This window comes from Pseudonocardia kongjuensis (assembly GCF_039526905.1).
GTDB classification, from domain to species: Bacteria; Actinomycetota; Actinomycetes; order Mycobacteriales; family Pseudonocardiaceae; genus Pseudonocardia; species Pseudonocardia kongjuensis.
Genome location: NZ_BAAAJK010000001.1, coordinates 194658 through 220875, shown reverse-complemented (window position 1 = coordinate 220875; position 26218 = coordinate 194658). Strand labels below are relative to the sequence as shown.

At 75.4% G+C, this 26218-nt stretch carries 27 protein-coding genes; 9 read left to right on the top strand and 18 right to left on the bottom strand.

Features of this window, described 5'->3' with window-relative positions; all coding sequences use genetic code 11:
• Positions 1–11: 11 nt before the first annotated feature.
• Positions 12–476, bottom strand: coding sequence for a GNAT family N-acetyltransferase (locus ABD160_RS01020; RefSeq protein WP_344017602.1), 465 nt, complete (start codon positions 474–476; stop codon positions 12–14).
• Between the two features lie 132 nt (positions 477–608).
• Between ABD160_RS01020 and ABD160_RS01015 the strand changes: the two genes are divergently transcribed.
• The 3 genes from ABD160_RS01015 (at position 609) to ABD160_RS01005 (ending at position 2464) form a co-directional block, all read left to right on the top strand.
• Positions 609–836, top strand: coding sequence for a hypothetical protein (locus tag ABD160_RS01015; protein ID WP_344017601.1), 228 nt, complete (start codon positions 609–611; stop codon positions 834–836).
• 93 nt (positions 837–929) lie between these two features.
• Positions 930–1589, top strand: coding sequence for a histone-like nucleoid-structuring protein Lsr2 (locus ABD160_RS01010; protein WP_344017600.1), 660 nt, complete (start codon positions 930–932; stop codon positions 1587–1589).
• A 17-nt stretch (positions 1590–1606) separates the two neighbouring features.
• Positions 1607–2464, top strand: a complete 858-nt coding sequence (locus ABD160_RS01005; RefSeq protein ID WP_344017599.1) for an alpha/beta fold hydrolase — start codon at positions 1607–1609, stop codon at positions 2462–2464.
• Positions 2465–2513: 49 nt separating this feature from the next.
• Here ABD160_RS01005 and ABD160_RS01000 read toward each other — a convergent pair whose 3' ends face one another.
• The 3 genes from ABD160_RS01000 to ABD160_RS00990 form a co-directional block, all read right to left on the bottom strand.
• Positions 2514–5927 carry an arabinosyltransferase domain-containing protein gene (locus ABD160_RS01000; RefSeq protein ID WP_344017598.1) on the bottom strand — a complete coding sequence of 1138 codons (3414 nt, stop codon included), beginning with the start codon at positions 5925–5927 and terminating at the stop codon, positions 2514–2516.
• Positions 5928–6001: 74 nt separating this feature from the next.
• Positions 6002–6643 carry an antibiotic biosynthesis monooxygenase gene (locus tag ABD160_RS00995; RefSeq protein ID WP_344017597.1) on the bottom strand — a complete coding sequence of 214 codons (642 nt, stop codon included), beginning with the start codon at positions 6641–6643 and terminating at the stop codon, positions 6002–6004.
• Between the two features lie 174 nt (positions 6644–6817).
• Positions 6818–8215: an APC family permease gene (locus ABD160_RS00990; RefSeq protein ID WP_344017596.1), complete on the bottom strand. Its 1398-nt coding sequence runs from the start codon at positions 8213–8215 to the stop codon at positions 6818–6820.
• A 94-nt stretch (positions 8216–8309) separates the two neighbouring features.
• Between ABD160_RS00990 and ABD160_RS00985 the strand changes: the two genes are divergently transcribed.
• Positions 8310–9044 carry a 2-phosphosulfolactate phosphatase gene (locus ABD160_RS00985; protein ID WP_344017595.1) on the top strand — a complete coding sequence of 245 codons (735 nt, stop codon included), beginning with the start codon at positions 8310–8312 and terminating at the stop codon, positions 9042–9044.
• 2 nt (positions 9045–9046) lie between these two features.
• On the opposite strand, the gene ABD160_RS00980 is transcribed toward ABD160_RS00985, so the two are convergent.
• On the bottom strand, positions 9047–9622 hold the full coding sequence (locus ABD160_RS00980) for a Fic/DOC family protein (RefSeq protein WP_344017594.1): 576 nt from the start codon (positions 9620–9622) through the stop codon (positions 9047–9049).
• On the bottom strand, positions 9619–9807 hold the full coding sequence (locus ABD160_RS00975) for an antitoxin VbhA family protein (RefSeq protein WP_344017593.1): 189 nt from the start codon (positions 9805–9807) through the stop codon (positions 9619–9621). Before ABD160_RS00975 ends, ABD160_RS00980 begins: the two co-directional genes overlap by 4 nt.
• A gap of 142 nt (positions 9808–9949) precedes the next feature.
• Between ABD160_RS00975 and ABD160_RS00970 the strand changes: the two genes are divergently transcribed.
• Both ABD160_RS00970 and ABD160_RS00965 read left to right on the top strand, forming a co-directional pair.
• Complete coding sequence (locus ABD160_RS00970) at positions 9950–10906, top strand: esterase/lipase family protein (RefSeq protein WP_344017591.1); 957 nt, start codon at positions 9950–9952, stop codon at positions 10904–10906.
• Positions 10907–10944: 38 nt separating this feature from the next.
• Entirely contained in the window at positions 10945–11601 is a 657-nt protein-coding gene (locus ABD160_RS00965; protein WP_344017590.1) for a pentapeptide repeat-containing protein, read from the top strand.
• A 4-nt stretch (positions 11602–11605) separates the two neighbouring features.
• On the opposite strand, the gene ABD160_RS00960 is transcribed toward ABD160_RS00965, so the two are convergent.
• From ABD160_RS00960 to ABD160_RS00915, 10 genes are all read right to left on the bottom strand, one after another.
• A complete protein-coding gene (locus ABD160_RS00960) occupies positions 11606–12271 on the bottom strand; it encodes a hypothetical protein (RefSeq protein ID WP_344017589.1) in 666 nt (221 codons plus the stop codon).
• A 69-nt stretch (positions 12272–12340) separates the two neighbouring features.
• On the bottom strand, positions 12341–12808 hold the full coding sequence (locus ABD160_RS00955) for a hypothetical protein (protein WP_344017587.1): 468 nt from the start codon (positions 12806–12808) through the stop codon (positions 12341–12343).
• An 88-nt stretch (positions 12809–12896) separates the two neighbouring features.
• Complete coding sequence (locus ABD160_RS00950; RefSeq protein ID WP_344017586.1) at positions 12897–13598, bottom strand: hypothetical protein; 702 nt, start codon at positions 13596–13598, stop codon at positions 12897–12899.
• Between the two features lie 107 nt (positions 13599–13705).
• Positions 13706–14110: a hypothetical protein gene (locus tag ABD160_RS00945; RefSeq protein WP_344017585.1), complete on the bottom strand. Its 405-nt coding sequence runs from the start codon at positions 14108–14110 to the stop codon at positions 13706–13708.
• A gap of 750 nt (positions 14111–14860) precedes the next feature.
• Complete coding sequence (locus tag ABD160_RS00940) at positions 14861–15841, bottom strand: 5-oxoprolinase subunit C family protein (protein WP_344017584.1); 981 nt, start codon at positions 15839–15841, stop codon at positions 14861–14863.
• Complete coding sequence (locus tag ABD160_RS00935) at positions 15838–16710, bottom strand: 5-oxoprolinase subunit B family protein (RefSeq protein WP_344017583.1); 873 nt, start codon at positions 16708–16710, stop codon at positions 15838–15840. Before ABD160_RS00935 ends, ABD160_RS00940 begins: the two co-directional genes overlap by 4 nt.
• Positions 16710–18062, bottom strand: a complete 1353-nt coding sequence (locus tag ABD160_RS00930; RefSeq protein ID WP_344017582.1) for an acetyl-CoA carboxylase biotin carboxylase subunit — start codon at positions 18060–18062, stop codon at positions 16710–16712. Before ABD160_RS00930 ends, ABD160_RS00935 begins: the two co-directional genes overlap by 1 nt.
• Positions 18063–18072: 10 nt before the next feature.
• Positions 18073–18318: an acetyl-CoA carboxylase gene (locus ABD160_RS00925; RefSeq protein WP_344017581.1), complete on the bottom strand. Its 246-nt coding sequence runs from the start codon at positions 18316–18318 to the stop codon at positions 18073–18075.
• A gap of 11 nt (positions 18319–18329) precedes the next feature.
• Positions 18330–19052 (bottom strand): LamB/YcsF family protein, encoded by a 723-nt coding sequence (locus ABD160_RS00920; RefSeq protein ID WP_344017580.1) that lies wholly within the window; start codon positions 19050–19052, stop codon positions 18330–18332.
• A 22-nt stretch (positions 19053–19074) separates the two neighbouring features.
• Positions 19075–21444 carry a xanthine dehydrogenase family protein molybdopterin-binding subunit gene (locus tag ABD160_RS00915; protein ID WP_344017579.1) on the bottom strand — a complete coding sequence of 790 codons (2370 nt, stop codon included), beginning with the start codon at positions 21442–21444 and terminating at the stop codon, positions 19075–19077.
• A gap of 105 nt (positions 21445–21549) precedes the next feature.
• On the opposite strand from ABD160_RS00915, the gene ABD160_RS00910 reads away from it, so the two are divergent.
• Both ABD160_RS00910 and ABD160_RS00905 read left to right on the top strand, forming a co-directional pair.
• Positions 21550–23055, top strand: a complete 1506-nt coding sequence (locus ABD160_RS00910; protein ID WP_344017578.1) for a PucR family transcriptional regulator — start codon at positions 21550–21552, stop codon at positions 23053–23055.
• 96 nt (positions 23056–23151) lie between these two features.
• Positions 23152–23754 (top strand): NADPH-dependent FMN reductase, encoded by a 603-nt coding sequence (locus ABD160_RS00905; RefSeq protein ID WP_344017577.1) that lies wholly within the window; start codon positions 23152–23154, stop codon positions 23752–23754.
• An 86-nt stretch (positions 23755–23840) separates the two neighbouring features.
• On the opposite strand, the gene ABD160_RS00900 is transcribed toward ABD160_RS00905, so the two are convergent.
• A complete protein-coding gene (locus ABD160_RS00900) occupies positions 23841–24431 on the bottom strand; it encodes a DUF4232 domain-containing protein (protein ID WP_344017576.1) in 591 nt (196 codons plus the stop codon).
• A 147-nt stretch (positions 24432–24578) separates the two neighbouring features.
• On the opposite strand from ABD160_RS00900, the gene ABD160_RS00895 reads away from it, so the two are divergent.
• The gene (locus ABD160_RS00895; RefSeq protein ID WP_344017574.1) at positions 24579–25316 is read left to right on the top strand and encodes a sulfite exporter TauE/SafE family protein; all 738 of its coding nucleotides are present in this window, start codon (positions 24579–24581) and stop codon (positions 25314–25316) included.
• Between the two features lie 30 nt (positions 25317–25346).
• Here the strand turns inward: ABD160_RS00895 and ABD160_RS00890 are convergent, their stop codons facing one another.
• The gene (locus tag ABD160_RS00890; protein ID WP_344017573.1) at positions 25347–26216 is read right to left on the bottom strand and encodes an ABC transporter permease; all 870 of its coding nucleotides are present in this window, start codon (positions 26214–26216) and stop codon (positions 25347–25349) included.
• Between the last annotated feature and the right edge of the window lie 2 nt (positions 26217–26218).

Here is a 26218-nt window from a genome sequence, read left to right as displayed (position 1 = left end):
CCGATCGCTGATCACCCGGGCAGGTCCAGGCGCATGTGCACGCTGTTCGGGTCCTCCGGGTAGTCCGCGAACGGCGGGCACGGCACGAACCCGTGCCGCTGGTAGAGCCGCCGGGCGGGCGCGAAGTACGCGGTCGAGCCGGTCTCCAGGTGCAGCGTCCGGTAGCCGCGCCGGCGGGCCTCACCGACGACGTGCCGGACCAGGCCGGCGCCGACGCCGCGGCCGGTCGCCCACGGCGCGGTCCGCATCGACTTGATCTCGCCGTCGTCGTCGGCGAGCTCCTTCAGTGCCGCGCAGCCGAGCAGCGCCCCGGTGTCGTCGTGGCAGGCCCAGACGGTGACGGCCGGATCGCGCAGCGCGGCCACGTCCAGCGCGTGGGTGCTCTCCGGCGGGCCCTGCGCGTGCATGTCGGCGAGATGATCGGCGAGGAGGTCGAGGACCGCCGGGCCGCTGAGATCGTCGATCGTGATGCGCACGGCCACATCGTGCCGCAGACGCGCCGGTACCGGCCTCAAGAACTGCTCAAGTCCGGCTCCGCCGCTCCCCCGCCGCCCTATCGTCGGGTGCACTCGCAGTGTGACCCAGCTCGCGTCCGGGAGGAGAGCATCGTGAACGTTCTCGTGGTGGTCGGTGTACTCGTACTGGTCGGCCTCGCCCTGACGGGTGTGGCGGCCCTCGGCGCGCGGCTGGCGTCCCGCCCGGGGCGGCCCCGGGCCCGTTCCGCGGGCTACGCGGGTTCCGGCGCCGGTGACGGCGGCGGCTCGTTCGCCGGCGGGGGCTGCTCCGGCGGTGACGGCGGCGGTGGCGGCGGGGGTGACGGCGGCGGGGGCTGCTGAGCGGCGCGTCCGTCCGGCCCGTCGCCCGGTCACGCATCGTTATGCTCGTGCCGACCACCGGGCTCCCGGACCGGCGACGCGAGAGGAACAGCAGTGGCGAAGGTCGAGACGACCCGGCTCGTCGACGACATCACCGGCGGCGATGCGGACGAGACCCTCGATTTCGGGCTCGACGGGATCCGGTTCGAGATCGACCTGAGCGCCGGGAACGCCCGCAGGCTCCGGGAGGAGCTGGCGCCCTTCCTCGCCGCCGCCCGCCCGGCCGGTGCCCCGCGCGCCCGTCGCGCGGCGGGGGCGGCACCGACGGCGCAGCCGGCATCGAGAGCACCGGCGGGGCCGCGTCCGGGCGCGGACGGGGACCCGGCGGTCCGCGAGCAGAACCGGGCGGTCCGGGTCTGGGCCCGGGAGCACGGCTACGCGGTCTCCGAACGCGGGCGGATCCCGTCCGGCGTCGTCGAGGCGTACCGGCGGGGTGGGCAGGCGGCGGCCGATCCGGTCCCCGGCACCGGGGCCGACACCGGGCCTGACACCGCGCCTGACACCGGGCCCGACTCCGGGGCCGAGCCTGCGGTGTCCGGCGGGGAGGGCGGTGCCGGGCAGGCTGCGCCCGGCGGGCCGTTCGCGCCGGCCACCCCGTTCGGCTCCGCACCCGATCCGGCGTCCGCGTCCGGATCCGGATCCGCCGAGGCCGGGTCCGGGGCCGGGGCCGATCCGGACCGGCGCCCCGCCCCCGCGGTCCGGTTCAGCGGCTGACCGGCCGGGCGACAGCGGTGCCGCACTCCCAGGGCACACCGGGCCACGTCCGCACCCGGGACGGCCGCACGCTGTTCCTGCAGCGCACACCCGGTCCGCCCGGGATGCCGACGGTCGTCCTGGAAGCCGGGATGGGGGCCACCCGGTCGTCCTGGGCCGCGGTGCAGCGCGCGATCGCCGGGCGTGCCCCGGTCGTCGTGTACGACCGGTCCGGGCTGGGCCGCAGCGCCCCCGATCCGGGCCCGCGGATCCTGCACCGGCTCGCGATGGACCTGAACGACGTCCTCGACCGGATCGGCGCCGACCGCTACCTGCTCGCCGGGCACAGCTGGGGCGGCCCGGTGGCGCGGGTCGCCGTGGCCGCCCGCCCGGAGCGGGTGGCCGGGCTGGTCCTGGTCGACCCGACCGACGAGGGCTGCGAGCTGTACTTCACCCGGGCGTTCGCGGTGCAGGAGCGGATCACCGCGGCGCTGCTGCCGGCGCTGGCCCGGACCGGCCTGCTCCGCCGGGCGTCGGCGCCGATGCGGCGCGGGCTGCCCGCCGACGCGGCCGCGGACCTGCGCGCCGAGTGGCTCTCCCCGGCCGGCGTCGCCGGTCATCTCGCCGAGGCCGCGTCCACCGTGACCGACCTGCGCGCGCTGCGCGCCGACCCGCCGGACACCGGCGCCGTCCCGGTCACCGTCATCTCCGGGACGGCGGCGACCGGGACCGGCCGCCGGGTCCGGGCCGCGCTCAACGCCGCGCACGCCGTCCGCGCCGCGCTCGGGCCGGAACGCCGGCACGTGCTCGCGCTGCGGTCCGGGCATCTGGTCCCGGTCACCGAGCCGGACCTGGTCGCCGGCGAGATCCTCCGGCTGGCCGGGCGACGGCCGTGACCGGGCCGGCGGCGGCCGGGAGCCCGGACCGGGCCCGGCCGGCGCCGGGTCAGCGGCTCGGCGACGGGATGCCCGGCGGCGGCTCCGGGAGCGGCCCCGAGCTGTAGGTCCCGGCGCGCAACCGGTCGGTGCGCTCCAGCGTGGGACCGACGGCGCCGGGCCGGTACGGCTGGATCGACTGCACCTTGCCCCAGTCCCGGGCGGGGTCGCCCTCCAGGTAGGTGGGCAGCTCGTTCTGCTTGCCGATCACGGTGATCCAGCCGAGCGGGCCTCCGGCCTGCGGGCTGGACCAGCCCTCGCCGTCGGACCGCATCCGGCTGCCGTCGGCCTGCAGCCGGTACGCCGGGATCTCGGCGATCCCGCCCGAGGTGGCGAACGGGCGCAGGCAGGGGCTGGCCAGCGACACCGGGTACTCCAGGAACATCGGCTGGTCCGCGACCACGGTGGAGAGCGGGGCGAGCTGCGGGGCGCGCAGTGGCGCGACGGCCAGCCAGCCGTCGGCGCCGACCGAGTTGTCCTGCACCACCATCCGCACCTCGGTGGCGCTGCGGGCGGCCTCCGGGAGGTCGAACCGCAGCTCCCGCCACGGCATCTCCTCGCCGCGGCCGTCGTCGAGGGTGGTCTGCTCCACGATCCGGACCCGGCCGTCGTCGAGCCGGGTCGCGTACTGGATCGTCAGCCGGTTGCCGCCGCCGAGCCGGCCGGCCGCCGTCACCACCAGGGGGGTCGTGCCGGCCCGCTGGTCCGCGGTGAGCTCGGCCCACGGCGTGCGCAGGGTGCCGGTGTTCTGGCCGGACGGGTCGAAGCTGCCGAACGCCGGGGCCGCGTCGCTGCCCAGCCCGCCGGACAGCACGTACTCGAACCCGGAGACGCCGGTGCCGCCGCCGGTCGGCGGGAGCCCGTCGCGGCGGAACCCGGATCCGCCGCTGGTCGGGTTGAGCAGCTCCGCGTCCGGGCTGTTCGGCGGCACGACACCGGGCGGCAGCGGGGCCGGGGTGGCGGTCGCCTCCCCCGGCGGGGGCGGCGGGGCGACGGTCGGGAGCAGATCGGGGTTGGCGGGCGGGGCCATCCCGCTCGGTTCCGGTGCCGGGGTGAGCACGCCGTCGGCCGGTCTGCGTTCGGCGTAGACCTGGCTGGCCAGCCCGCAGGAGCCGCCGAACGGGTGGGTCAGCGCGTCGGCGCCCATCGACCAGGAGCCCGCCTGGTTCTGCATCGCCGCGGTCATCGACCACAGGTTGAACGTCACGAGCATCCCGCAGAGCACGGCGAGCGGGGCGGAGGTGAGCCGCAGCCTGCGGGTGGCGGCCAGTGCCGCCGAGGCGTCCCGCCGCCAGTCCCGGGCCCGCCACCAGCGGCCGACCAGCGGCAGCCGGCCGATCGCGCGTTCCAGCCCGGCGAGCTGGTCGGGATGGCGTTCCTCGCGGATGCCGCGCAGGTGTTCGACGCCGGCGCCGGCGGCCAGCAGCAGCGCCGCGAACAGCAGCACCGTGGAGACCTCGAAACCGCCGAGCATCAGCTGCTCGTCGGCCCACGGGACGCCCCAGTTGTTGGTGTACCACCAGGTGTTCGGCCCGGCGGCGCTGAGCGCGGCGACCAGGAACGCGGCCGAGAGGAAGGCGAGCCGGTTGCGCAGCGACCGCAGCGCGTCCGATCCGGTCGCGATCGCGGCCAGCGCGACCATCCCGGCGCCGAGCCCGACCAGGTCGCCGAAGTGGTGGGTCCACTTCGTCGGCGTCATCGCGAAGATCAGGAACGAGATGATCGTGCTGCCGATCAGCCGCTGCGCGGGGCCGAGCGCGGCGCCCGGGATCCGGGAGCGGCGGATCAGCACCGCGACGCAGGCCAGCGTGCACAGCATGACCAGCAGGATCGGGAAGCGGCGGGCGATCGAGCCGTCCGCGGTGCCGGCGAACAGCGGCGCGTAGCGGTTCTCGATCTCGGTGTACCAGGGCCAGTCCGGGCCGATGTCGGAGCGGATCCGGGTGGACTCGATGACCGCGGCCCAGCTCTGGTCCGCCCAGGCGATCATCAGGATCGCGGTGCCCGCGGCGAGCAGCGGGGCGAGCACCGGGACCGGGCCGAACGCCCGCACCCGGCTGCTGAGCAGCCGCCACAGCGGCCGGACCGCGGCCAGGAACGGGGCGACGGCGATCAGCCCGGCCGGGTTCGCGCCGACCGCCATCGACGCGGCGAACAGGCCGAGCGCGAGCGGCAGCAGCCGCTGCAGGGCGACCGCCCGCTCGACGCACACCAGCGCGAGCAGCGAGCACACCACGACCACCGGTTCCGGGCGCAGACCGGAGTTGTAGGCCATCCAGAACGCCAGGAACACCGCGGCGGCGGCCCAGGTCGCGGCGTGCGAGCGGCGGGCCTGCCTGCCCAGCCGGGGCAGCAGGCCGCGCGACACCAGCCACCACGCGGTGATGCCCATCAGCACCGACGGCAGCCGCAGCCACAGCAGCGAGTCCGAGACCTGCACCCAGAGCGCGTAGAGATCGTAGAACCAGCCGAAGGGCGCCTCGGCGGCGTCGTACCAGCGGTAGTAGTTGCCGACGTAGCCCGAGCTCGGGACGTCCCGGACGATGCCGAGGGTGAAGCCGTCGTCGGAGGTCTGGCCGCCGATCGCCATCCAGACGAACAGCACCGCGGTGACCACGAGATCGACCGGGCGTGGACGGGCCCGGGACCACCAGCGGCGCAGCCGCGGCGGCCACCGCCCGGCGAGTCCGCCGACGGCCTCCCGCCCGGCCCGGTGCGGGCTGCGGCCGAGCCGGCGGTCCACCCCGGCGAGTGCGAGCAGCGAGCCGACCAGCGCGACGCTCGCCACGACGGTCGCCGCCGTCTTCCAGACCGACGGGCTGGTGTCGAAGCGGGTGTCCGGGCTGATCCGGACGGCGGTGTCGGCGAGCGGATCGAGGTCGGCGTCCAGATCGGAGTAGACGCCGACCGACTGCGGCCGCAGGTCGCCCTCGAAGGTCTGCGCCCCGGAGCCGAGATCGACGGTGCTGGACCGGGCGTCGGAGGTGATCCGCACCTGCGTCGGGCCGTCCCGCAGTGGCGCCGCCACCAGCTCCTGCCCACGGTTGACCAGCAGCAGCCTGCCGTCGGAGACCGACAGCGACATCCCGGAGCGGGCGCCCTCCGGCGACTCGGGCGGCACCGTGGACACCACGGTCGCCGGGCCGGGGGTGCGCGCGTCCAGGCTGCGGATCGCCTCGGCCGGCACGGTGACCGACATCGACTCCGGGCGCAGCGCGACCAGCGGGGCGTTGACGTCGGCGGTGCCGGTGGACGGCGACGGCCAGACGATCGTGTTCTCGTGCTGGATCACCGGGAGGAACGGCACGGCGACGGCCAGCACGAAGGCGAGCAGGCCGAGCCCGCCCGCCCAGCGCAGGCGGAGGCGGTCACGTGCGGTGTCGACCGGCTCCCGTTCCGCGACCGTCGGTTCCGAGGTGAGCACCGAACGACGGTAGCGACCGCGCAACGGACGGTCCGGGGGCCCCCGTGGATGATCAGCCGGGCGGATGTGCCGGGTCAGCCGGCGGGGCTGAGGTGCCGGTCCCGGAACCGTCGGCCGTGCAGCCACCAGCCGAGCAGCCGGGTGATCCGGGGCAGGATCAGGTACACCATCAGCGGGGTCAGCACGAGGGTCAGCACCGCCGTGCGCGGCACCACCGGCCAGTCCGCGATCAGCGCGCCCAGGGTGACGGTGGCGAGCAGGTTCAGCGGGAAGAACGCCAGCCAGATGGTGGTCGCCTGCTTCCAGCGCGGCGGGCCGGCCTGCACCGGGCCGACGGCCTCGACCTGCTCGGGGGTGTCGAACCAGCCCTCGATGCCGGTGCGGCGCTCGGCGCGGGTCATCTCGGCGAGGCCCTGCGCGGAGCCCAGCCACCAGCGGCGTTCCGGGCTGGCCTCCCAGCCGGCCAGCGAGTCCGGGGAGTCGAAGCGGGCGAGCATGTGCCACTCGTCGGACCCGCCGCGGGTGCGGACCCAGCCGCCGCCGAGGAAGCCGGGGAAGCCCTCGGCCAGCAGCAGCCCGGAGCGGATCCAGGCGACCATCTCGGTGGCGTGCCCGGGATCGGCGCGGCGGGTGAACGAGACGGTGACGGGGGCGGTGGTCGCGTCGGCGGGGGTGGTGCCGGGCGAGCGGACGCCGGTGGGGGTGTCAACGGCCATAGCGGAATGGTGGCCCCACCGGCCCGCGGTCGCACCCCGCCCGCCGAAGGTCACATCGGGGGCGCGGCGCTTCACCCGGGTTCGCACGGGTTCGTCCGGTTCGCACGGGATCCGATCCCGTGCGGACGCAGCGATCCCGTGCGGACGGCGCGGGCCGCGCGGGGCGGTGGCGGATCAGCGGCCGGTCGCGGCGACGAGGCGGCTCTCGGCGTCGGGGCCAGGGCCGGTCTCCGGGAAGCGGGTCAGGAAGTAGAGCCCGGCGAGCCACCAGGTGCCGACGATCGTCCACTCCGGCAGGCCGAGCGCGGCCGGCATCCCGGGCAGGTAGAGCGACAGCAGCACCAGGCTCGCCACGGCGGCGGTCGTCCCGATCACCGGGCCGCCGCGCACCCGGAACGGCCGCACCAGCCCGGGCTCGCGGCGGCGCAGCACCAGGAAGGTCACCGCGACCATGGTGAAGCCCATCGTGATGGTGAGGCCGCCCGCGTTCACCAGCCAGGTCAGCATGTTGTCGCCGAACAGCGGCGCGAGCACCGACAGCCCGCCGATGAACAGGATCGCGTGCGTCGGCGTGCGGAACCGCGGGTGCACGAACGCGAACCAGCGCGGCAGCATGCCGGACGCCGCCATCGCGTAGACCAGCCTGCTCGCCCCGATCAGGAAGGCGTTCCAGCTGGTCAGGATGCCGGCGATGCCGCCGAGCACGAGCAGCGTCCCGAACGCCGGATGCCCCCACAGGACACCCATGGCGTCGGCGGCGGCGAGCTGGGAGCCGCCCAGCGCGTCGTCGCCGAGTGCGAACCCGGTCCCGACCACGATGACCACGTAGAACGCGATCGCCATCAGCACCGACACCACCAGCAGCCGTCCGATGTGCCGCTCGGGCAGGTCGATCTCCTCGGCGGACTGCGGGATGACGTCGAAGCCGACGAACAGGAACGGCACCGCCACCAGCACCCCGAGGATCCCGGCGAACCCGCCGGTGAACCAGGGCTCCGCGGTCGCGGCGCTGCCGCCGACGACGGTGCCGGTCAGCATCACGATCCCGACGCCCACCAGGAACGCGACCGCGATCGTCTGGGCGACGGCGGCCGGCCGGATCCCCACGTAGTTCAGCCAGGTGATGACGACGGCGCCGACGATCCCGACCAGCGCCCAGGTGGCGAACACGTCGTAGCCGGCGACCGTCCACAGCAGGCCGGCGTTGAGATCGGGGAACAGGTACAGCGCCGTCTCGGGCAGCGCGACGGCCTCGAACGCGACGACCGACAGGTAGCCGAGCACCATCGCCCAGGACGCGACGAACGCCCAGCGCGATCCCAGCGCGCGCAGCACGTAGTGGTGCTCGCCGCCGGCCTTCGGCAGCGCCGACACCAGCTCGGCGTAGGTGAGCCCGACGACGGCCATCACCGACCCGCCGAGCACGAAGGCGAGCGCGGCACCCGCGGTCCCGGCACCGCTCACCCACTCGCCGGCCAGCACGACCCAGCCGAAGCCGATCATCGCGCCGAAGCCGACGGCGAGCACGTCCGCCCGGCCCAGCGCCTTGACGAAGGTCTGGTCGTTGCCCATCGCGACAGCGTCCGGGACGAGCGTTTCGTTCCGATAGGGTCCAGATCGTCGCGTCCGGGCGCCGGTACGCACCACTCCGTCGGGGGGACCAGCGATGTCCGGCGTGCACGGCCAGGACGGCCACCGGATCCGGTTCGACTGGGGGCCGGTCGGCGCCGCCGCCACCGCCGGCGACCTGCTGGTGGTCGTGGACGTGCTGAGCTTCAGCACGACGCTGTCGGTCGCGGCGGACCGCGGCGTGCCGGTCGTCCCGTGCCGGTGGCGCGACGGGCGCGCGACGGATCTCGCGCGGGCGCACCGGGCGACCCTGGCCGTCCCGCGCTCGGCGGCCGGGCCGGGCGAGGTCAGCCTGTCCCCCGGCACCGTCCGGGCCGCGGCCGGGCTGCAGCGGCTGGTGCTGCCCTCGCCCAACGGTTCCGCGATCGCCGCCGCGGCGCGCGGGCCGGTGCTCGGGGTGTCGCTGCGGAACCGGGCGGCCGCCGCGGACCGGATCCGTCCGCTGCTGGAGCGCGGCCTGCGGATCACCGTGGTCGCCGCGGGCGAGCGGTGGCCGGACGGGTCGCTGCGCCCGGCCGTGGAGGACCTGTGGGGCGCGGGGGCGCTGATCGCGGCGCTGCCCGCCGACGGCTGCTCCCCCGAGGCGGCCGCGGCGGCCGCCGCGGCCGGGCCGGTGCTCGCCGACCCGGCCGGGATGCTGCACGGCTGCGCGAGCGGGCGGGAGCTGGCCGCCATCGGGTTCGGCGACGACGTCGAGGTGGCCGCGGAGCTGGACGCCGGGACCGCGGTGCCGGAGCTGCGGGACGGGGTGTTCGAGCCGGACCGGCGGTGAGCTCAGGGCGCGAGAGCGCGGTCGAGCAGTGCGCGCAGCGGTGCCCGGTCCCCGGCCGCGGCGGCCCGGGCGGCGGCCGCGGCGGTGACCGGGTCCTGGCCGTCCCAGGACAGCGGCCGGCCGGCCTCCCGGGCGAGCTGCCCCAGGAAGGTCCGCTGGGCGCGGCCGTTGCCCTCGCGGAACGGGTGCAGGTCGTTCAGCTCGGCGAGCAGGGTGGTGAGACCGTCGAGCACCGCGGCGCGGTCCCGGCCGCGCCAGGGGCCCCCGGCGGCGAGCCGGGCGAAGATCCCGTCGGCGGTGTGGCGGATCAGCTCCGGCGCGCAGAACGGGCGGCCGCTGCGGGCCAGGGTGACCGTGCGGAGGGTGCCGGCCCAGGGGTAGACGTCGGAGAAGATCCGCCAGTGCACGTGCTGCAGATGCGCCAGGTCGTAGCCGCCGGGCACCGGGGAGCGTTCGATCCCGGCGATGCGCAGGGCCGAGATGCGCCGTTCGACCGCGGCGAGCTCGGCCGCGTCGGTGATGCCGAGCCGGTTGCGGAGGACGCCGTGCTCGAGATCGAGGTACGGATCGAGGCTCACCGGTAGCGGGCGAGCACCTGCCCGACCGCCTCGTCGACGGTCAGCTCCTCGCGGGCGACCGCGTCGAGCAGGGCCTGCCCGTCCCGGTCGATCTCCAGCCCGTCGACCGCCATGCTGCCCGCCGCGTACCGCACGGCTTCCGCCCAGGTCGGGGCCGGGACCGCGGGCGCGGTGGAGGACGTCACCGGCACAGCGTAACCCAGCCACGCCGGGTGTGGCCGGTGCCGCGGGTGTCGTATCCGGCCACCCGTCCGGAGCAGCGCGCATCCCTTCCCGTCACCGGTCGTTGTACCCACCGGTAACACCGGACGCGAGGAGGCGGCAGCGATGAACCGGCGGCGATGGGGTGCGATCGCGTCGATCGCGCTGGCGACCCTGGTGGTCGGCACGGCGATGGTGACCCCCGCGCAGGCCGCCCCGGCGGCGCCCGCACAGCCTCCCGGCCGGCTGACCGACCCGCTGACGGACCTGATCGATCCGCCGCCGCCGGGCTCCAACGACTGGACCTGCACGCCGACCGCGGAGCACCCGAACCCGGTGGTGCTGGTGCACGGGCTGTCGGCGAACCAGGCGAACAACTGGGCCTACGTCGCTCCGCAGCTCGCCGCGCGCGGGCACTGCGTGTTCTCGCTGACCTACGGCCGCAATCCGCTGGCCCCGCCGCCGCTGACCCAGGTCGGTGGGCTGGCGCCGATGGAGGACAGCGCGCGGGAGCTGGCCGGGTTCGTCGACCGGGTGCTGGACGCGACCGGCGCGGAGAAGGTCGACGTCGTCGGCCACTCCGAGGGCTCGCTGATGCCGAACCACTGGGTGAAGTTCCTCGGCGGGGCCGAGGTCGTCGACCGCTACGTCGGTCTCACCCCGCTGTGGGACGGCACGAACACCGCCGGGCTGGCGTTCCTCAACCGCACCGGGCAGCAGCTCGGGCTCGGCCCGGCGATCGGGCTGGTGCTGGATCCGCTGTGCGCCTCGTGCCGGCAGTTCCTGCGCGGATCGGACTTCCTGACCGAGCTGAACTCCGGTGGCGGGCCGCGGGTGGACGGCGTCACCTACACGATGATCCTGACCCGGTACGACGAGCTGGTCGTCCCGTACACCTCCGGGCTGATGGACGGCGCGACGAACATCGTGCTGCAGGAGGGCTGCCCGGCGAACCTGGCCGAGCACGTCGCGGTCGCGTTCGACCCGGTCACCCTGCAGCACATCACCAACGCGCTCGACCCGGCGAACGCCCAGCCGGTCCGCTGCTTCCCGGTCGGGCCGGACGCGCCACCGGCGACCTGAGCGCCGGACCGGTCGGTGGGCCGTGCCAGGCTGCCGGGGTGACGACCGCCGAGACACTCATCGCCGCCGTCCGGTCCGGGGAGCCGGTGCACGATCCCGACCTGCCGGAGGGCGATCTGCGGGAGGTCGACCTGGCCGGGCTGCAGCTGCGCGGCGGCTCGCTGGCCGGGGCGGACCTGCGCGGTGCGCGATTGGACCGGGCCCGGATCTCGGGGACCTCGCTGGCCGGGGCCGACCTGCGGGAGGCGGACCTGACCGACGCCGTGCTGGACGGGGTGGACCTGTCGGGCGCGCGGTTCGCCGGCGCGCTGCTCGGGGACACCCGCTTCGAGGGGTGCCGGATGATCGGTGCCGTGCTGCGCGGCGTGCGCGGGCTCGCCGCGTCGTTCGTGCTGTCCGGGTGCAACCTGCAGATCGCCGATCTCGGCGATCTCGCGCTGCGCGGGCTGCGGGTCAGCGGGTGCGACCTGTCCGAGGCCGATCTGTCCGGTGCCGACCTGCGGACGGTGGTCTTCGACCGGTGCCGGCTGCGCGGGACCGTGCTGCGGGCGGCCCGGCTGGACCAGGCCGACCTGCGCACCAGCGACCTGGGCGAGATCACCCCGGACACCCCGCGGGAGCTGCGCGGCGCGGTCGTCTCGCCCGGTCAGGCCGCGGCGATCTGCGCCGCGCTCGGGCTGACCGTGCTGGAGTAGCGCCTCAGCGCATCCGGTCCAGGCTGTCCTCGACCTGACCGGCGACCCACGGGTCCAGCTCGCAGTCCGGATCGTCCGGCCCGGCCAGCGCGACCGGCCCGAGCCGCAGCAGGTCCGACGACGTGCAGGTGGCACCCGGGTCCGCGACGGGATCGCCGGTGCGGTCGGCGTCCAGCGGCGCCGGGACGACCGGCCGGGACGAGCCGGCCGACCGCTGCTGCTCGGCCTGCGCCTCGTGGTAGGCGGCGAACTCGGCGTCACCGGCGGCGCGGGCCTGGGCGGCCCGCTCCTCGGCCTGGGCGCGCAGCTGTTCGGCCACGGTGCTCACCTCGGCGGCGGCCTGCGCGTCCATCGACTGCCGGGCCTGCGTCGCGTCGCGGGCGCCCGCGACCGCGTCCATCAGCAGCTCGCCGCGGCCCGGGAGGGCGCCGGGGCCCGCGGTGCCGGTCCCGGTGACCGGTGCCGCGGCCGTGCCGGCCGGTTCCGCGGCGGGCTCGATCTCGGCCTCGGCCACCGGCAGGGTCGCCGCGGCCGGGGCGGGCGCCGGGGTGTCCCCCGGTGCGGCACCGGCCAGCAGACCTGCGGCGACGCCGGCTCCGCCGAGCAGCGGGACCGTGCCGAGCAGGGCGCGGTGGCCCGGTGTGGTGGGTGTTCGATGCCGTCCGGTCATCGTGATCGCCTCCCGTCCCCGACTCCGTATCCCGAACGGTCCGGGGCGAAACACCGGATCGGCTCCGGTTCAGTTTCCGGTCGCGTCGAGGAGCTGACCGTCGATCCACGGATCGTGCGAGCGCTCCCGGCCCCGCTCGTCGAGGTAGCCGCAGTCGCGGTTGGTGATCCGGTGCGGATCGGCCGGGTCGTCGAACCGGGGTGGGCCGTCGAGGTCGCAGCCGGCGGTCGCGGCGGGCCCGCGGCTGTCCTGCCGGGCCGCGGCACGGACCGCGTCACCGGCGGCCGTGGCGACCGCGTCGGTGGCGGGCAGGTGCAGCACCGGTGCCGCACGGGGGGCCAGCACGGCCGGGGCCCCGACGCCCGCCCCCTGGGTGAGCGCGGGGGCGCCGCCACCGGTGAGCAGCCCGCTGCCGACGACGACCGCGACCAGGGCGACCACCGCCGCGGCCGCCGCGACGACGACCGGCAGCGCCTCGAGCAGCGCGCGGCGGGTCGGGGCGCGGCGTACCCGCCGCGCGCGGTGACGTCCGCCCATCAGCGCCCCTCCGGCTGGTCCGAACAGCTCAACGGATCCGTCGATGATGGCGGGCGCGCGGCCGGACCGCGACCGCCCGGATGGCTGGTCACTCTCCGGTGGTCCCGGGCTGCTCCCCCGGCGGGTTCGCGGGGCCGTCGCCGGTCGGCGCGAGCCGGTCGGAGCCCGGGCCGGGCGGCTCCGCCGGTTCGGGCCCGGCCGGGGCGGGCGGTGCCGGCTCGGGCTCGGTGGGGACGGGCGGATCGGGCTCGGCCGGGACCGGTCCGGCGGGTGGGGATGGCTCCGCCGCGGTCCGGGCCCGTTCCCGGCGGAGCTCCTCCTCGGCGGCCCGGCGCTGCTGCGCGGCCCGTTCCCGTTCCTGGCGGGCCTGCTCCGCCGCACGCTCCTCGGCGGCGGCCCGCACGGTGACCGCGCGGACGGCGTCGCCGGCGGCGCGGGCGGCCGGATCGCCGGCCAGGATCGCCTGGCCGGGCACCGCGCCGCGCGGGGCCGTGGTGCGGGGCGGGGCCGTCCGGGACGGGCCCGGTGTCGGCTCCGGGCCGTCCGCGACGGCCGGGGGCCGGTCGGCGAACGTCGGGATCGGCACGCTGTCCCCGATCCGCTCGTCGGCCGGTGCGGCGCGGCCGGTGAGCAGGCTCGCGACGACGGCGACCGTCACCAGCAGCAGCGGGATCCCGCCGTACAGGACCGTCCGCCACGGTCCGGGACGGCCCGGGCCGCGGCGCGGCCGGGTGTGCCCGGCCCGGGGAGCGGCGCCGTGGGACTCGGGCAGGCGATGGCGTGGCGCCATCAGGAGCAATCAGTACGGCCGATCGGATCAATCATGCTGATCACGATGACGGGCGGGGTGCGCCGCGGTCATGCGCCGAACGGGTGGGTGCGCTGCCCGGCCGGGGGTCAGTCCGGGATCAGCGAGAGCGCCGGGCCGGGGACCCGCACGTCGAGCTCCGCGGACTCCTGCAGCTTCAGCCGGAGCCGGAGCAGGGCGCCGCTCTCGCCCGCGCCGCGGACCTTCTGCCGGACCTCGTCGCGGGTGTCCCGGCCGGGGCGGTCGGCGCGCTGACGGGGTGCGCTGCCGGGTGGGGTGGCGCTGCGCGATGGTGCCGGGTCGGCCGAGCGCTGCTGCGGGACGACCGGGGCGGGTTCGGTCCGGGGCTGCGGCGCCGGCGGGGGTGTGCGGTCGCGGCCCGGTGCGGCGGGGCCCGCACCCGGGCCGGCAGAGCCTGGGCCGGCAGGGCCCGAGTCCGCCGGATCGGGACCCGCAGGATCGGCGCCCGCAGGACCCGAACCGGCGGGCCCCACGGCCGCAGGGCCCGAGCCGCCAGGATCCGTACCGGCAGGGCCCGTGCCGGCAGAGCCCGTGCCGGCAGAGCCCGTGCCGGCAGAGCCCGAGCCCGCCGGACCGGCGGGGCCCGAACCGGCCGGGCCGGTACCTGCCGAGCCCGGCCCAGCCGGATCCGAACCGGCAGCGCCCGAGCCGGCAGAGCCCGAGCCGGCCGGACCGGCAGGGCCAGTACCCGAGCCGGATCCCGACCCGCCGGATCCCCCGGCGCCCGCGTCCGCAGAACCCGAGCCGGCAGAACCCGAGCCGGCAGTACCCGAGCCGGCCGGACCCGCTGCGGATCCCCCGGCGCCCCGGCCCACGGCGGCCGGCGCGGTCGCGGCGGCGCCGGCCGCCTCCCCGGCGGCGAGCGCGGGACCCGGTGCACCCGTGGCGTCGGGCGCGGCCGGGATCCCGTCGGGGGTGCCTGCGGTCGTGCCGGGCTCGGGCGCGGACGTGTCCGGCTCCGGGGCACGGTCGGCGGGCCGGTCCGGCCCGGACCCGAGCACCACGGCCGCGGCGAGCGCGACCGCGCCGATCGCGGGGATCGCGACCGCGAGGATCCTCCGGGCCAGGCTCGTGCCCGCCGTGCTCCGGTGCCTGCCCATGGTGCGCCGACCGCCTCCCCGCGATGTTCCGGTACGACCGAGCGTCGAGTCTGGACCAGATGATCGCGTTCGGCCACCCCGGACGGGTGAGTCACATACCTCGGTCCGGCGGAACCGGGACCGTCAGGTCAGCGCCGCGTACAGCCGGGCGAGGCGGTCCTTCCGCTCGGCGCGCAGCCCCAGCGCGGTCTCCAGGTCGACCTCGACGAACCGGGTGCGGGTCCGCGGCGCCGACTGGGCGACCACGTCGAGATCCCCGGAGATCACCGTCGCCACCATCATGTAGCCGCCGCCGGACACCGCGTCGCGGTGCAGGATGATCGGCTCCACGCCGCCCGGCACCTGGATGGAGCCGATCGGGTACGGCGAGTCCACGATGTTCGACGGGTCCTGCCCGGCCCCGAACGGCGGCTCCCGGTCGACCGTCTCCAGCTGCCCACCGGCGTAGCGGAAGCCCATCCGGTCCGCGACCGGGGTCAGCGTCCAGGTGGTGTCCAGGAAGGTGGCCCGGCCGGCGTCGGTGAGCCGGTGGTCGTAGAGGCCCATCACGACGCGCACCTCGACGTCCTTGGACGTCGACGTCCGCAGGTCCTCGGGCACCACCAGGCCGGCCCGCCCGGACCCGCCGGAGCCGATCGGCAGCACGTCGCCCTCGGCGATCGGGCGGCCGTCCACCCCGCCCAGCGAGCCGATCACGTAGGTGGAGCGGCTGCCCAGGTCGACCCGGGTGTCCAGGCCGCCGGACACGGCCAGGTAGGCCCGCGCACCGGACTTGAGGTAGTCGAAGTCGAGCACGTCGCCCTCGGCGACGGCGAACGACTCCCACTGCGGCCGGGTCTCCCCGTTCACCCGCGGCGCGATCGCCGCACCGGTCACGGCGACCACGGCCGGGCCGGTGAAGCGCAGCTCCGGGCCCATGTAGACGATCTCGAGCACGGCGTCGTCGGGTGAGTTGCCGACCAGGGCGTTCGCCGCGGCGAGCGAGTACTGGTCCAGCGCGCCCGACGGCGGGATGCCCAGGTGGTAGTAGCCCGACCGGCCGCCGTCCTGCACCGTGGTGGACAGGCCGGGCTTGCGGACCTCGATCGACGTCGTCGCGCTCACGTCAGGACCTCCAGCAGGCGCTTGTTGTAGCCGTCCGGGTCGTCCAGGAACGGCTGCAGGTCGAACTCGACCGGCCGGGTGGTGATGCGGTACTCCCCCGCCTCGGCCTTCGCCTCGGCGTCGTCGTACTCGTCCCGGTCGATCGGCCGGAACTTGACCATGTCACCGGGCCGCATGAACACCTTGTGCTCGGTGAAGTCCGGCTTGGTCTGGCGCGGGTCGTAGATCGGGGCCGGGGTGATGCCGAACATCTGGTAGCCGCCCGCCCCGCGCACCGAGTAGATGCAGGAGAAGCAGCCGCCGTAGCCGACGGTCTGCTTCGGGGTGTCGGTGCGCGGCCGCAGGTACTTGGGGACGACGATCTGCCGCTCGCGGGGCACCATCTGGTACTTGAACGGCAGCCCGGCGACGAACCCGACCATCGAGGTGAACCACGGGGAGCCGGAGTGCGCGGCGATGAACTCGTCGACACCGGCGTAGCCGTTGATGCGGGCCGCGTACTCGATGTCGGTGGCGTCCGGGTCCTGGTGGCGGTCCCGGAAGCGCAGCAGCGTCTCGGTGGTCCACGGGTCCTGGTAGAGCACCGGGATCTCGACGACCCGGCAGTTCAGGGTGACGCCCAGCGCGTCGCCGACCCGCGCCTCGAGCTCCTTGAGGTGGGTCAGGAACCCGTGCGGCTCCAGCACGTCGGGGTCGTAGCGCACCTGGTAGGACGCGTTCGCCGGGCAGATCTCCAGGATCCCGTCCGGCCGTTCCTCCTGCAGCAGGTTGGTGATCGCGACGGCCTTGAAGTTGGCCTGCAGGCTCATCTCCTCGGCCAGCTCGACGAACACGAACTCGTCGCCGCCCCAGCTGTAGCGGGCGCTCATCAGGTCTCCTTCCGTTCGGCCAGCCACTGTTCGAGGGTCCCGGTGTGGAAGTCGGCCGCGCCGACCCACGGCTCGTCGACGAGCTCGCGGAGCAGCCCGACGGTGGTCGGGATGCCGGCGACGGTGAACTCGTCCAGCGCGCGGCGGGACCGGGCCAGCGCCTCGTCGCGGTCGATGCCCCACACGACGACCTTGGCCAGCAGCGAGTCGTAGTAGGGCGGGACGGCCGCGTCGGGTTCGAGCCAGGTGTCGCAGCGCACCCACGGCCCGGCGGGCAGGGTGATCCGGCCGACCGGGCCGGGCTGGGGCATGAAGTCCTTGGTGGGGTCCTCGGCGTTGACCCGGTACTCGATGGCGTGCCCGCGCCGCTCGATCCGGTCCTGGCTGAACCGCAGCGGCTCGCCGGCGGCGATCCGCAGCTGCTCGGCGACCAGGTCGATCCCGGTGACCAGCTCGGTCGTCGGGTGCTCGACCTGGATCCGGGTGTTCATCTCGATGAAGAAGAACTCCCCCGTCGTGTCGTCGACCAGGAACTCGACGGTGCCCGCCGAGGTGTAGCCGACCTCCCGGCACAGGTCGACCGCGGCGGTCGTCATGGCGTCCCGGGTGGCCGCGGAGATGCCCGGGGACACCGCCTCCTCGACGACCTTCTGCCGGCGCCGCTGCAGCGAGCACTCCCGCTCGAACAGGTGCACCGCGTCGGAGCCGTCGCCGAGCACCTGGACCTCGACGTGCCGGGCGCGCTCGACGAACCGCTCCAGGTACATGGTGCCGTCGCCGAACGCCTTCTGGGCCTCGGTGGACGCCTGCCCGAACGCGCTGCGCAGGCCGGCCTCGTCCTGCACCACCCGGATGCCGCGCCCGCCGCCGCCGGCGGCGGCCTTGAGCATCACCGGGTAGCCGGTCTCGCGGGCCGCCTCGACCGCCGCGTCGGCGTCGGCGACGCCGCCGGGGGTGCCGGGCACCGTCGGGACCCCGGCGGCCCGGGCGACCTCGCGGGCGGCGACCTTGTCGCCCATCCGCTCGATCACCGAGCCGGCCGGGCCGACGAAGGTCAGCCCGGCGTCGGCGACGGCCGTCGCGAACGACGCCCGCTCGGACAGGAAGCCGTAGCCGGGGTGCACGGCGTCCGCCCCGGTCTCCTTCGCCGCGGCCAGGATGGCGTCGGTGACCAGGTAGGACCTCGACGCCGGCGACGGGCCGATCTCGACCGAGGTGTCGGCCAGCCGGGTGTGCAGCGCGTCGCCGTCCGCCTTGGAGGCCACCGCGACCGTGGATATCCCCAGGTCGCGGGCGGCTCTGATGATGCGGACGGCGATCTCGCCGCGGTTGGCGACGAGCAGCTTTCTCATCCGGGACCCCTCAGCCGATCTCGACGACCGCCACCGGCTGGCCGGCGTCCACCTCGTCCTCGTCGCCGACCAGGAACTCGACGAGCGTGCCGGACACGCCGGCCGGGATCTGGTGGAACGACTTCATGACCTCGACCAGGCCGACGGCCTGGTCGTCGGTGACGGTGCTGCCGTCCTCGGCGAACGGCGGGCTGTCCGGGTCGGGACGGCGGTAGAAGACGCCGGGGATCGGGGAGACGACCTCATGACGGGGCACGTACGAACTCCTCAGTTCAGGTGGGATTTCAGCGCGGCGTGGACGGCCTCGGCCAGCTCCACCGCGTTCGGGGTGTCGGAGTGCACGCACACCGAGTCGGCGCGCACGGTGAGCTCCTTGCCGTTCTCCGAGGTCGCCTTCCCCTCGGTGACCGCGCGCAGCGCGCGCTCCGCGGACCGCACCGGGTCGAACGCCTGGTGCTCCCGGGTGATGATCAGCGAGCCGTCGTCGCGGTAGTCGAGATCGGCGTAGTACTCGGCGATGAACCCGGCGGCGCGGTCGCCCCACACCTGCTCGTGCACGGTGCCGACCATCCCCATCAGGGGTGCGCCGAAGACGTCCGCGGCGTCCGCGATCGCCTGCGCCACCTCCGGGTCACGGGAGGACATCCCGTAGAGCGACCCGTGCACCTTCACGTGGTTGAGGTCCATGCCCTCGGCGCGCAGGAAGCCCGACAGCGCGCCGATCTGGTACACGACGGCGGCGGTCAGCTCCTCCCGGTCCATCTTCATCTCACGCCGGCCGAAGCCCTCGCGGTCGGGCAGTGACGGGTGCGCGCCGACCCTGACCCCGTGCCGCTTGGCGAGTTTCACGGTCCGGGTCATCACCCGGGGATCGGACGCGTGGAACCCGCACGCCACGTTGGCGACGGTCACGTAGGGCATCAGCCCCTCGTCGTCGCCGCAGTGGTAGATCGAGAACGACTCGCCCATGTCGCAGTTGATGGCCACCATGTCCGGCCTCCTCCTTACGGGTTCAGGCAGTCTGCTCGCTCGCCTGCTTGATCGCCCGCCAGACGGCCTGCGGCGTCGCGGGCATGTCGACGTGGGTGACCCCGAGGTGCGCGACGGCGTCGATCACCGCGTTCACCACCGCCGGGGACGAGCCGATCGCGCCGGACTCGCCGATCCCCTTGACCCCCATCGGGTTCGTCGGCGACGGCGTGACGGTCTGCTCCAGCTCGAAGTGCGGCAGGTCGGTCGCCGCGGGCACGGTGTAGGACGCCAGGTTGCCCGCGGTCGGGTTGCCGGCGTCGTCGAACGTGGCGTGCTCGTAGAGCGCCTGGCCGATGCCCTGGGCGATGCCGCCGTGCAGCTGGCCCTCGACGATCGTCGGGTTCACCACGACGCCGCAGTCGTCGACGGCGACGTAGCGGCGGATCCGGGTGAAGCCGGTCTCGGTGTCGACCTCGGTCACGCAGACGTGCGTGCCGAACGGCCAGGTGAAGTTCGGCGGGTCGAACGCCGAGTCGGCGGTCAGGTTGGGCTCCATGCCGTCGGGCAGGTTCGCGGCCAGCGAGGCGGCCCCGGCGACCTCCTGGATGGTCACCGACGGGCCGGCGGTGCCGGCGACCTGGAACCGGCCGGCCTCGAACTCGAGGTCCTTCTCGTCGGCCTCCAGCAGGTGCGCGGCGATCAGCATCGCCTTGTCCAGCACCTTCCCGGCGGCCAGGTGCACGGCGGTGCCGCCGACGGCGAGGCTGCGCGAGCCGTAGGTGTCGCGCCCGAACGGCGCGATCAGGGTGTCGCCGTGCAGCACCTCGACGTCGTCGGGGTGCACGCCGAGCTGGTCGGCGACGATCTGCGACCAGGCGGTCTCGTGGCCCTGCCCGTGCGGCGAGGTGCCGGTGACGACCTCGACCTTGCCGCTGGTCGTCATCCGGACGGTGGCCTGCTCCCAGCCGCCGGACTGCAGCCGCACCCCGGCCGCCACCTTGGACGGCGACAGGCCGCCGGACTCGGTGAAGTTGCCGAAGCCGATGCCGATCTGCACGGCGTCGCCGGACTCGCGCCGGGTCCGCTGCTCCTCGCGCAGCTTCTCGTAGTCGACGAGCTCCATCGCCTTGCGCATGCAGGTCTCGTAGTCGCCGGAGTCGTACTGGACGCCGGACGGGACGGTGCGCGGCTCGTCGAACTTGGGGTGCAGGTTGCGCAGCCGCACCTCGGCGGCGTCCATGCCCAGCTCGCGGGCCAGGTCGTCCATGATCCGCTCGTGGCCGTAGGCGGCCTCGGAGCGGCCGGCGCCGCGGTAGGCGTCGGTCGGGGTGAGGTTGGTGAACACGCCGCGGCAGGTGAAGGAGTAGCTGCCGAAGTCGTAGAGCCCGCAGAAGGTGAAGGCGCCGAACACGGCGATGCCCGGGGTGAGGAGCTGCAGGTAGGCGCCCATGTCGGCGAGCAGCTCGATCTTCATCCCGAGGATCTTGCCGTCGGAGGTGGCGGCGACCGAGATGTCCTGGATCTGCCCGCGGCCGTGCGTGGTGGCCTGGTGGTGCTCGGAGCGGGTCTCGGTCCACTTGACCGGCGCGCCGAGCTTGCGGGCGAGGACGAGCGCGAGGAACTCCTCGGCGTAGACGTTGAGCTTGGCGCCGAAGCCGCCGCCGACGTCCGGGGCGATCACCCGGATCTTGGTGTCGGCGATCCCGGTGACCGCGGCCAGGATGTCGCGGACGAAGTGCGGGACCTGGGTGGCGGTGTAGACGGTGAACCCGCCGCCGACCTGGTCCGGCACGCAGACCACGGCGCGCGGCTCCATCGGCGAGGCGATCACCCGCTGCTGCAGGTACCGCCCGGAGACCACGACGTCGGCCTCGGCGAACGCGGCGTCGACGTCGCCGGTGGCGAGCGGCCAGGTGTAGCAGTGGTTGGTGCCCAGCTCGGTGTGCACCAGCGGGGCGTCGTCGGCCAGCGCGTCGGCCATGTCGACGACGGCGGGCAGCTCGTCGTACTCGACCTCGACCAGGTCGGCGGCGTCCCGGGCGGCGCGCGCGCTGGTGGCGAGGACCACGGCGACGCCGTCGCCGACGTGGTTGACCTCCTCGCGGGCCAGCGGGCGGTGGTCGGGGATCTTGATGTCCTCGGTGACCGGCCAGCCGCAGGGGATGCCGGCGAGGAACTCGTGGTCGACGTCCTCGGCGGTGTAGACGGCCCGGACGCCCTCCTGCTCGCGCGCGGCGGCGGTGTCGATCGACACGATCTTCGCGTGCGGGAACGGGCTGCGGACGACGGCCAGGTGCAGCGTCCCCGGCGGGCTGATGTCGTCGGTCCAGGTCGCCCGGCCGGTCAGCAGTGCCGGGTCCTCCTTGCGGGGCAGGCTCGTCCCGACGTAACGCGGCGCGGTGGTGGTCACGCTCGAACTTCCCTTCGACGACGATCCGTGCCGGACAGCGTGATCCACGACACCGGGTCGCGGTAGTGTCCTGATCGTCTAGTTCAGCGTTCGCGACACTCCAACATGTCAGGGGGACCCGTGCCGGTCACGCTGCGGGATCTGTGTACCGACCGCAGCCTCGGTCTGCGGCCCGCGTGTCCCGCCGCGGATCTGGATCGTCGTATCTCCTGGGTGCACTCGTCGGAGCTGTCCGATCCCACCCCGTACCTCGACGGCGGCGAGCTGCTGCTCACCACCGGCCTGGGGCCGGCCGCCGATCCGGCCGCCTACGTCCGGCGGGTCGCCGCGCACGGGCTCGCGGCGCTCGGGTTCGGCACCGGGCTGGGGCACGACGAGCACCTCCCGGCGGTCGCCGCGGCCTGCGAGCACGAGGGGCTGCCGCTGATCGAGGTGCCCGAGCGCACCCCGTTCCTGGCGCTGACCAGGGCGGTCACCGAGGCCCGCGCGGCCGAACGGTACGCCGAGGTGGTGCGCACCGACGAGGCCCAGCGGGCGCTCACCGCGGCCGCGCTCGGGGACGACCGTGCCGAGAGCACCGGCCGGGTGCTGGACCGGCTCGCGGAACGCCTGGAGGCGTGGGTGCTGGTCTCCGACGCCGACGACCGGGTCCGGCACGCCGCGCCGCGCCAGGCGTCCCGGCGGGCGGTCGCACTGGCCGGCGAGATCGCCCGGGTCCGCGAGCACTCCGGCCCGTCCAGCGTGACCGTGTCCGCCGGTGACGGGCAGGTCGTGCTGCAGCCGGTCCGGCTGATCGGCCCGGCGGTGCTCGTGGTCGGACGGAACCGGCAGTTCAGCCCGGTCGACCGGCAGGTGATCGGCTCGGCGGTGTCGGTGCTGACCCTGGCGCACGCGCGCACCGCCGCGGCCGGGCGGGCCGAGCAGCGGCTGCGCACCGCGGTGCTGCGCAGCCTCGCCACGCTGCCCGACTGCGGCGCCGACCGGGTCCTCGCCGACACCTGGGGCGCGCTGCCCGACGGCGACCTGGTCGCGATCGCGCTCGGCGGGCGGCCCGCCGCGGGCCGGCTGGACGTGCTGGTCGACGCGCTCGAACGGGCGTCGGTCGGGTTCCACGCCGAGCTGGACGGGCAGGTCGCCACGATCGTCGGTGCGGACGCGGTGGAGCCCGTGCTGAGCCTCGCCGCCCGGGTCCGCGGGGTGCGGGCCGGGATCTCCGATCCGGCGCCGGTCACCCACCTCGGCCGGGCGCTGCGGGAGGCGGGGCGGGCGCTGGACGCCGCCGAACGCCGGGACCGCGCGGTGATCCGGTTCTCCGACCTGGCCGGCAGCGGCCTGTCCGCGCTGGTGATCCCGGAGGACGCGGCCGCGTTCGCCGAGTCGGTGCTCGCCCCGCTGGTGCGGCACGACACCGAGCGCCGCGGCGACCTGGTCGCCTCGCTGCGCGAGTGGCTCGCCCACCACGGGCAGTGGGATCCGGCCGCGGCCCGGCTGGGCGTGCACCGGCACACGCTGCGCTCCCGGATCGAGAAGGCCGGCGCACTGCTGGGCCGCGACCTCGACTCCCCCGGGGTGCGGGCCGAGCTCTGGTTCGCCCTGCACGCGCCGGCCTGAGCCCCGCCCCGACCCTCGACCTGTAGTGAGCTACAGCTCCTAGCGTCGTCGGCGCCGGGTGGAGAGCCCACCCGCCGAATCCCTGCGGGAGCAGTCATGACCCTGACCTCGAACAGCACGGCAGGCACCGGGACCGGCACCGACGATCCCGTCCGGGTCGCCGTCATCATCGGCAGCGTGCGCACCGGCCGGGCCGGGCCCACCGTCGCCCGCTGGTTCGCCGACACCGCCGGCGGGCGGGACGACGTCGTCGTCGACGTCGTGGACCTGCTCGGGTCCGATCTCGCACCGCGGATGGATCGCGACCCCGATCCCGGCCTGGGTGCCCGGCTGGCCGGCGCGGACGCGTTCGCCGTGGTCACCCCGGAGTACAACCACTCCTATCCGGCCGGGCTGAAGATCGCGATCGACGCCTTCCACGCCGAATGGGCCGCCAAGCCGGTCGGGTTCGTCAGCTACGGGGGACGCTCCGGCGGCGTCCGGGCGGTCGAGCACCTGCGGACGGTGTTCGTCGAGCTGCACGGCGCCCCGGTACGGGACTCGGTCAGCCTGCACGACTTCTGGACCCTGTTCGACGACGGCGGCGGCCTCACCGACGACGGTTCCGCCGCGGAGGCCGCGCGGGTGCTCACCGATCAGCTCGTGTGGTGGGGGCGGGCCCTGCGGGCCGCCCGCTCCCGGCAGGGGTCCGTCGCCTGAGCGGGCCCTGACCGGCGCCGGTGCGTCCGGCCGGGCCGGGTCCGCCCGGGTTCAGCGCGACGGCCGCGGGGCGAGACTCCGGCGACTCAGCGCGCGACCACCGACGCGACGGTGGCCTGCGGCGGATCCGGCTCGGCCGCACACACCGGGCCGGGCCGCGGCACGAAGCGGCCACCGGTCCCCCCGGGCGGCGCGACCCGGATCCCGCGGACCTCCCGGGGGTCGCAGTCGCCCGCCGGGTAGCTCTCGGTGGCGGTGACGCGCAGCGTCGCGGTGGCGGCCCGCCCGGGTTCGAGGCGGACCTGGGCACGGGGCCCGTCGATCGCGGCGCGCGCACCGACCGGGGTCCCCTCGTTGCCGGCCACGAAGGAGACGCCCGGATAGCCGTCGAGCACGCAGGCCGCGGGACCGGTGTTGCGGAAGACCAGCTCCTGCACGCCCGCGTCGCCGTCCGGGCGGACCGGGGTGGCGGAGACGTCGAGCGTGTCGCCGGTGCACGGGCCGGCCGGCGCGGCCGGATCCGGCGCGGCCGGTGCGGCGATCTCCCCCGGGGCGATCGCCGGCTGCGGAGCCGCGGCGATGTTCGGGACGGCGCTCGGCGCGGGGGCGGGAGCGGAACAACCCGCGGCCAGCGCCAGCAGTGCGATCGCGGCCCCCGACCTGCGCAGACCCGCCATCCCGCTCTCCGTCCCGTCGAACCGACAGGTTCATTGTGACCTCTGCCGCGACCGGCTCGTCACCCGGTCGGGGTACCGGCGCCGTTGCGATGCATCTCGATATGATCGACACATCGTCGACGTCGTACCGCTCCCCCGCCCCGGCCGGTGACCGCCGCCCAGGTGCTCCTGCTGTTCGTCGCCGGGATCGGCGCGGGCCTGACCGGCGCGGTCGCCGGGCTGGCCTCGCTGTTCTCCTATCCCGCGCTGCTCGCCGTCGGGCTCCCGGCGACGACCGCGAACGTCACGAACACGGTCTGCATGCTGTTCCAGGGCGTGGGCTCGGTCGCCGGGTCGCGCCCGGAGCTGCGCGGGGCCGGGCCCCAGATCCGGCGCTGGGTCGTTCCGGCGCTGCTCGGCGGCGCGACCGGGGCCGGGCTGCTGCTGCTCACCCCGGAGGGCGGCTTCGAGCGGATCGTGCCGTTCCTGGTCGGCGGTGCGGCAGCACTGCTGCTGCGGCCACCGCGCCCGGCCGAGCCCCGCGAACCCGGCCCGGGCGTCGCCGCCGGGGTGTTCGCGGTCGCGGTCTACGCCGGCTACTTCGGCGCGGCCGCCGGGGTGTTGATGCTGGCGCTGCTCGCCACGCTGCCGGGCACCACGCTGCTGCGGGCGAACGGCCTGAAGAACGTCCTGAGCTGGGCTGCGAACGCGGTCGCCGCCGTCGGGTTCGCGGTGTTCGGCGACGTCGCCTGGGCGGCCGTGCCGGCCCTCGCGGCGGGCCTGCTGCTGGGCGCCCGGCTCGGTCCGCCGCTGGCGCGCCGGCTGCCCACCCGGGCACTGCGGATCGCGATCGCCGCCGCCGGTCTCGGGCTGGCCGTCCGGCTCTTCGTCGATGCCTGGCTGTAGCCCGCGCCGGCGCCGGCGCGGGGTGCGCGGTCACACGCCGGTGGAGACCGACTCGTGCCACGGGATGACCAGCCGCTTGGCCGTCGTCACCGCGAGGTAGAGCAACGAGCCCAGCACCGCGAGCAACACGATCACCGCGAACAGCCGCGGTGCATCCAGGGCGTTCAGGCTGGAGACGACCAGGAAGCCCAGGCCCGCACTACCGCCGAGGTACTCCCCGACGATCGCGCCGATCACCGAGAACACGATCGCCACCTCGGCGCCGGCGAAGACGTAGGGCAACGTGGAGGGCAGCTCCAGGTTCCGGAACGTCGCCCAGCGGCCCGCACCCAGACCGCGCATCACGTCGCGGTGCCCCCGCTCCACGGAGCGGACGCCCAGCATCACGTTGAGCATGATCGGGAAGAACGCCAGCAGCGCGGCCATGATGATCTTCGAGGTCGGGCCGAACCCGAACCAGATGACGAAGATCGGCACGAACGCGACCTTGGGCACGACCTGCAACGCCACCAGCGCAGGCTGGACGGCGCGCTGCAGCCAGACCACGCGGCCGAGCACCGCCCCGACCGTCACACCGGCGACCAGCGCGATCCCGAACCCGGCGAGGACCTCGAACAGCGTGATCCCCACGTGCCCCCAGATCTCCGGGCCGGAGAACAGCTGCACCAGTGCCGAGGCCACCGCGGCCGGGGCGGGCAGGATGAACTCCGAGACGCCGACCACGGACACCGCGAACTGCCAGCCGCCGAGCAGCAGCACCAGCATCAGCGGCCCGGAGACCCACGGCAGCCGGCGCATCCACACCGACTCCCCGTCCGGTCCCGCGCCACCGTCGGCGCCCGGGCCGGCCGCCCCCGGCGGCCCCGCCTGCACCTGCCCACCCCGCTCGACCGTCGTCATCG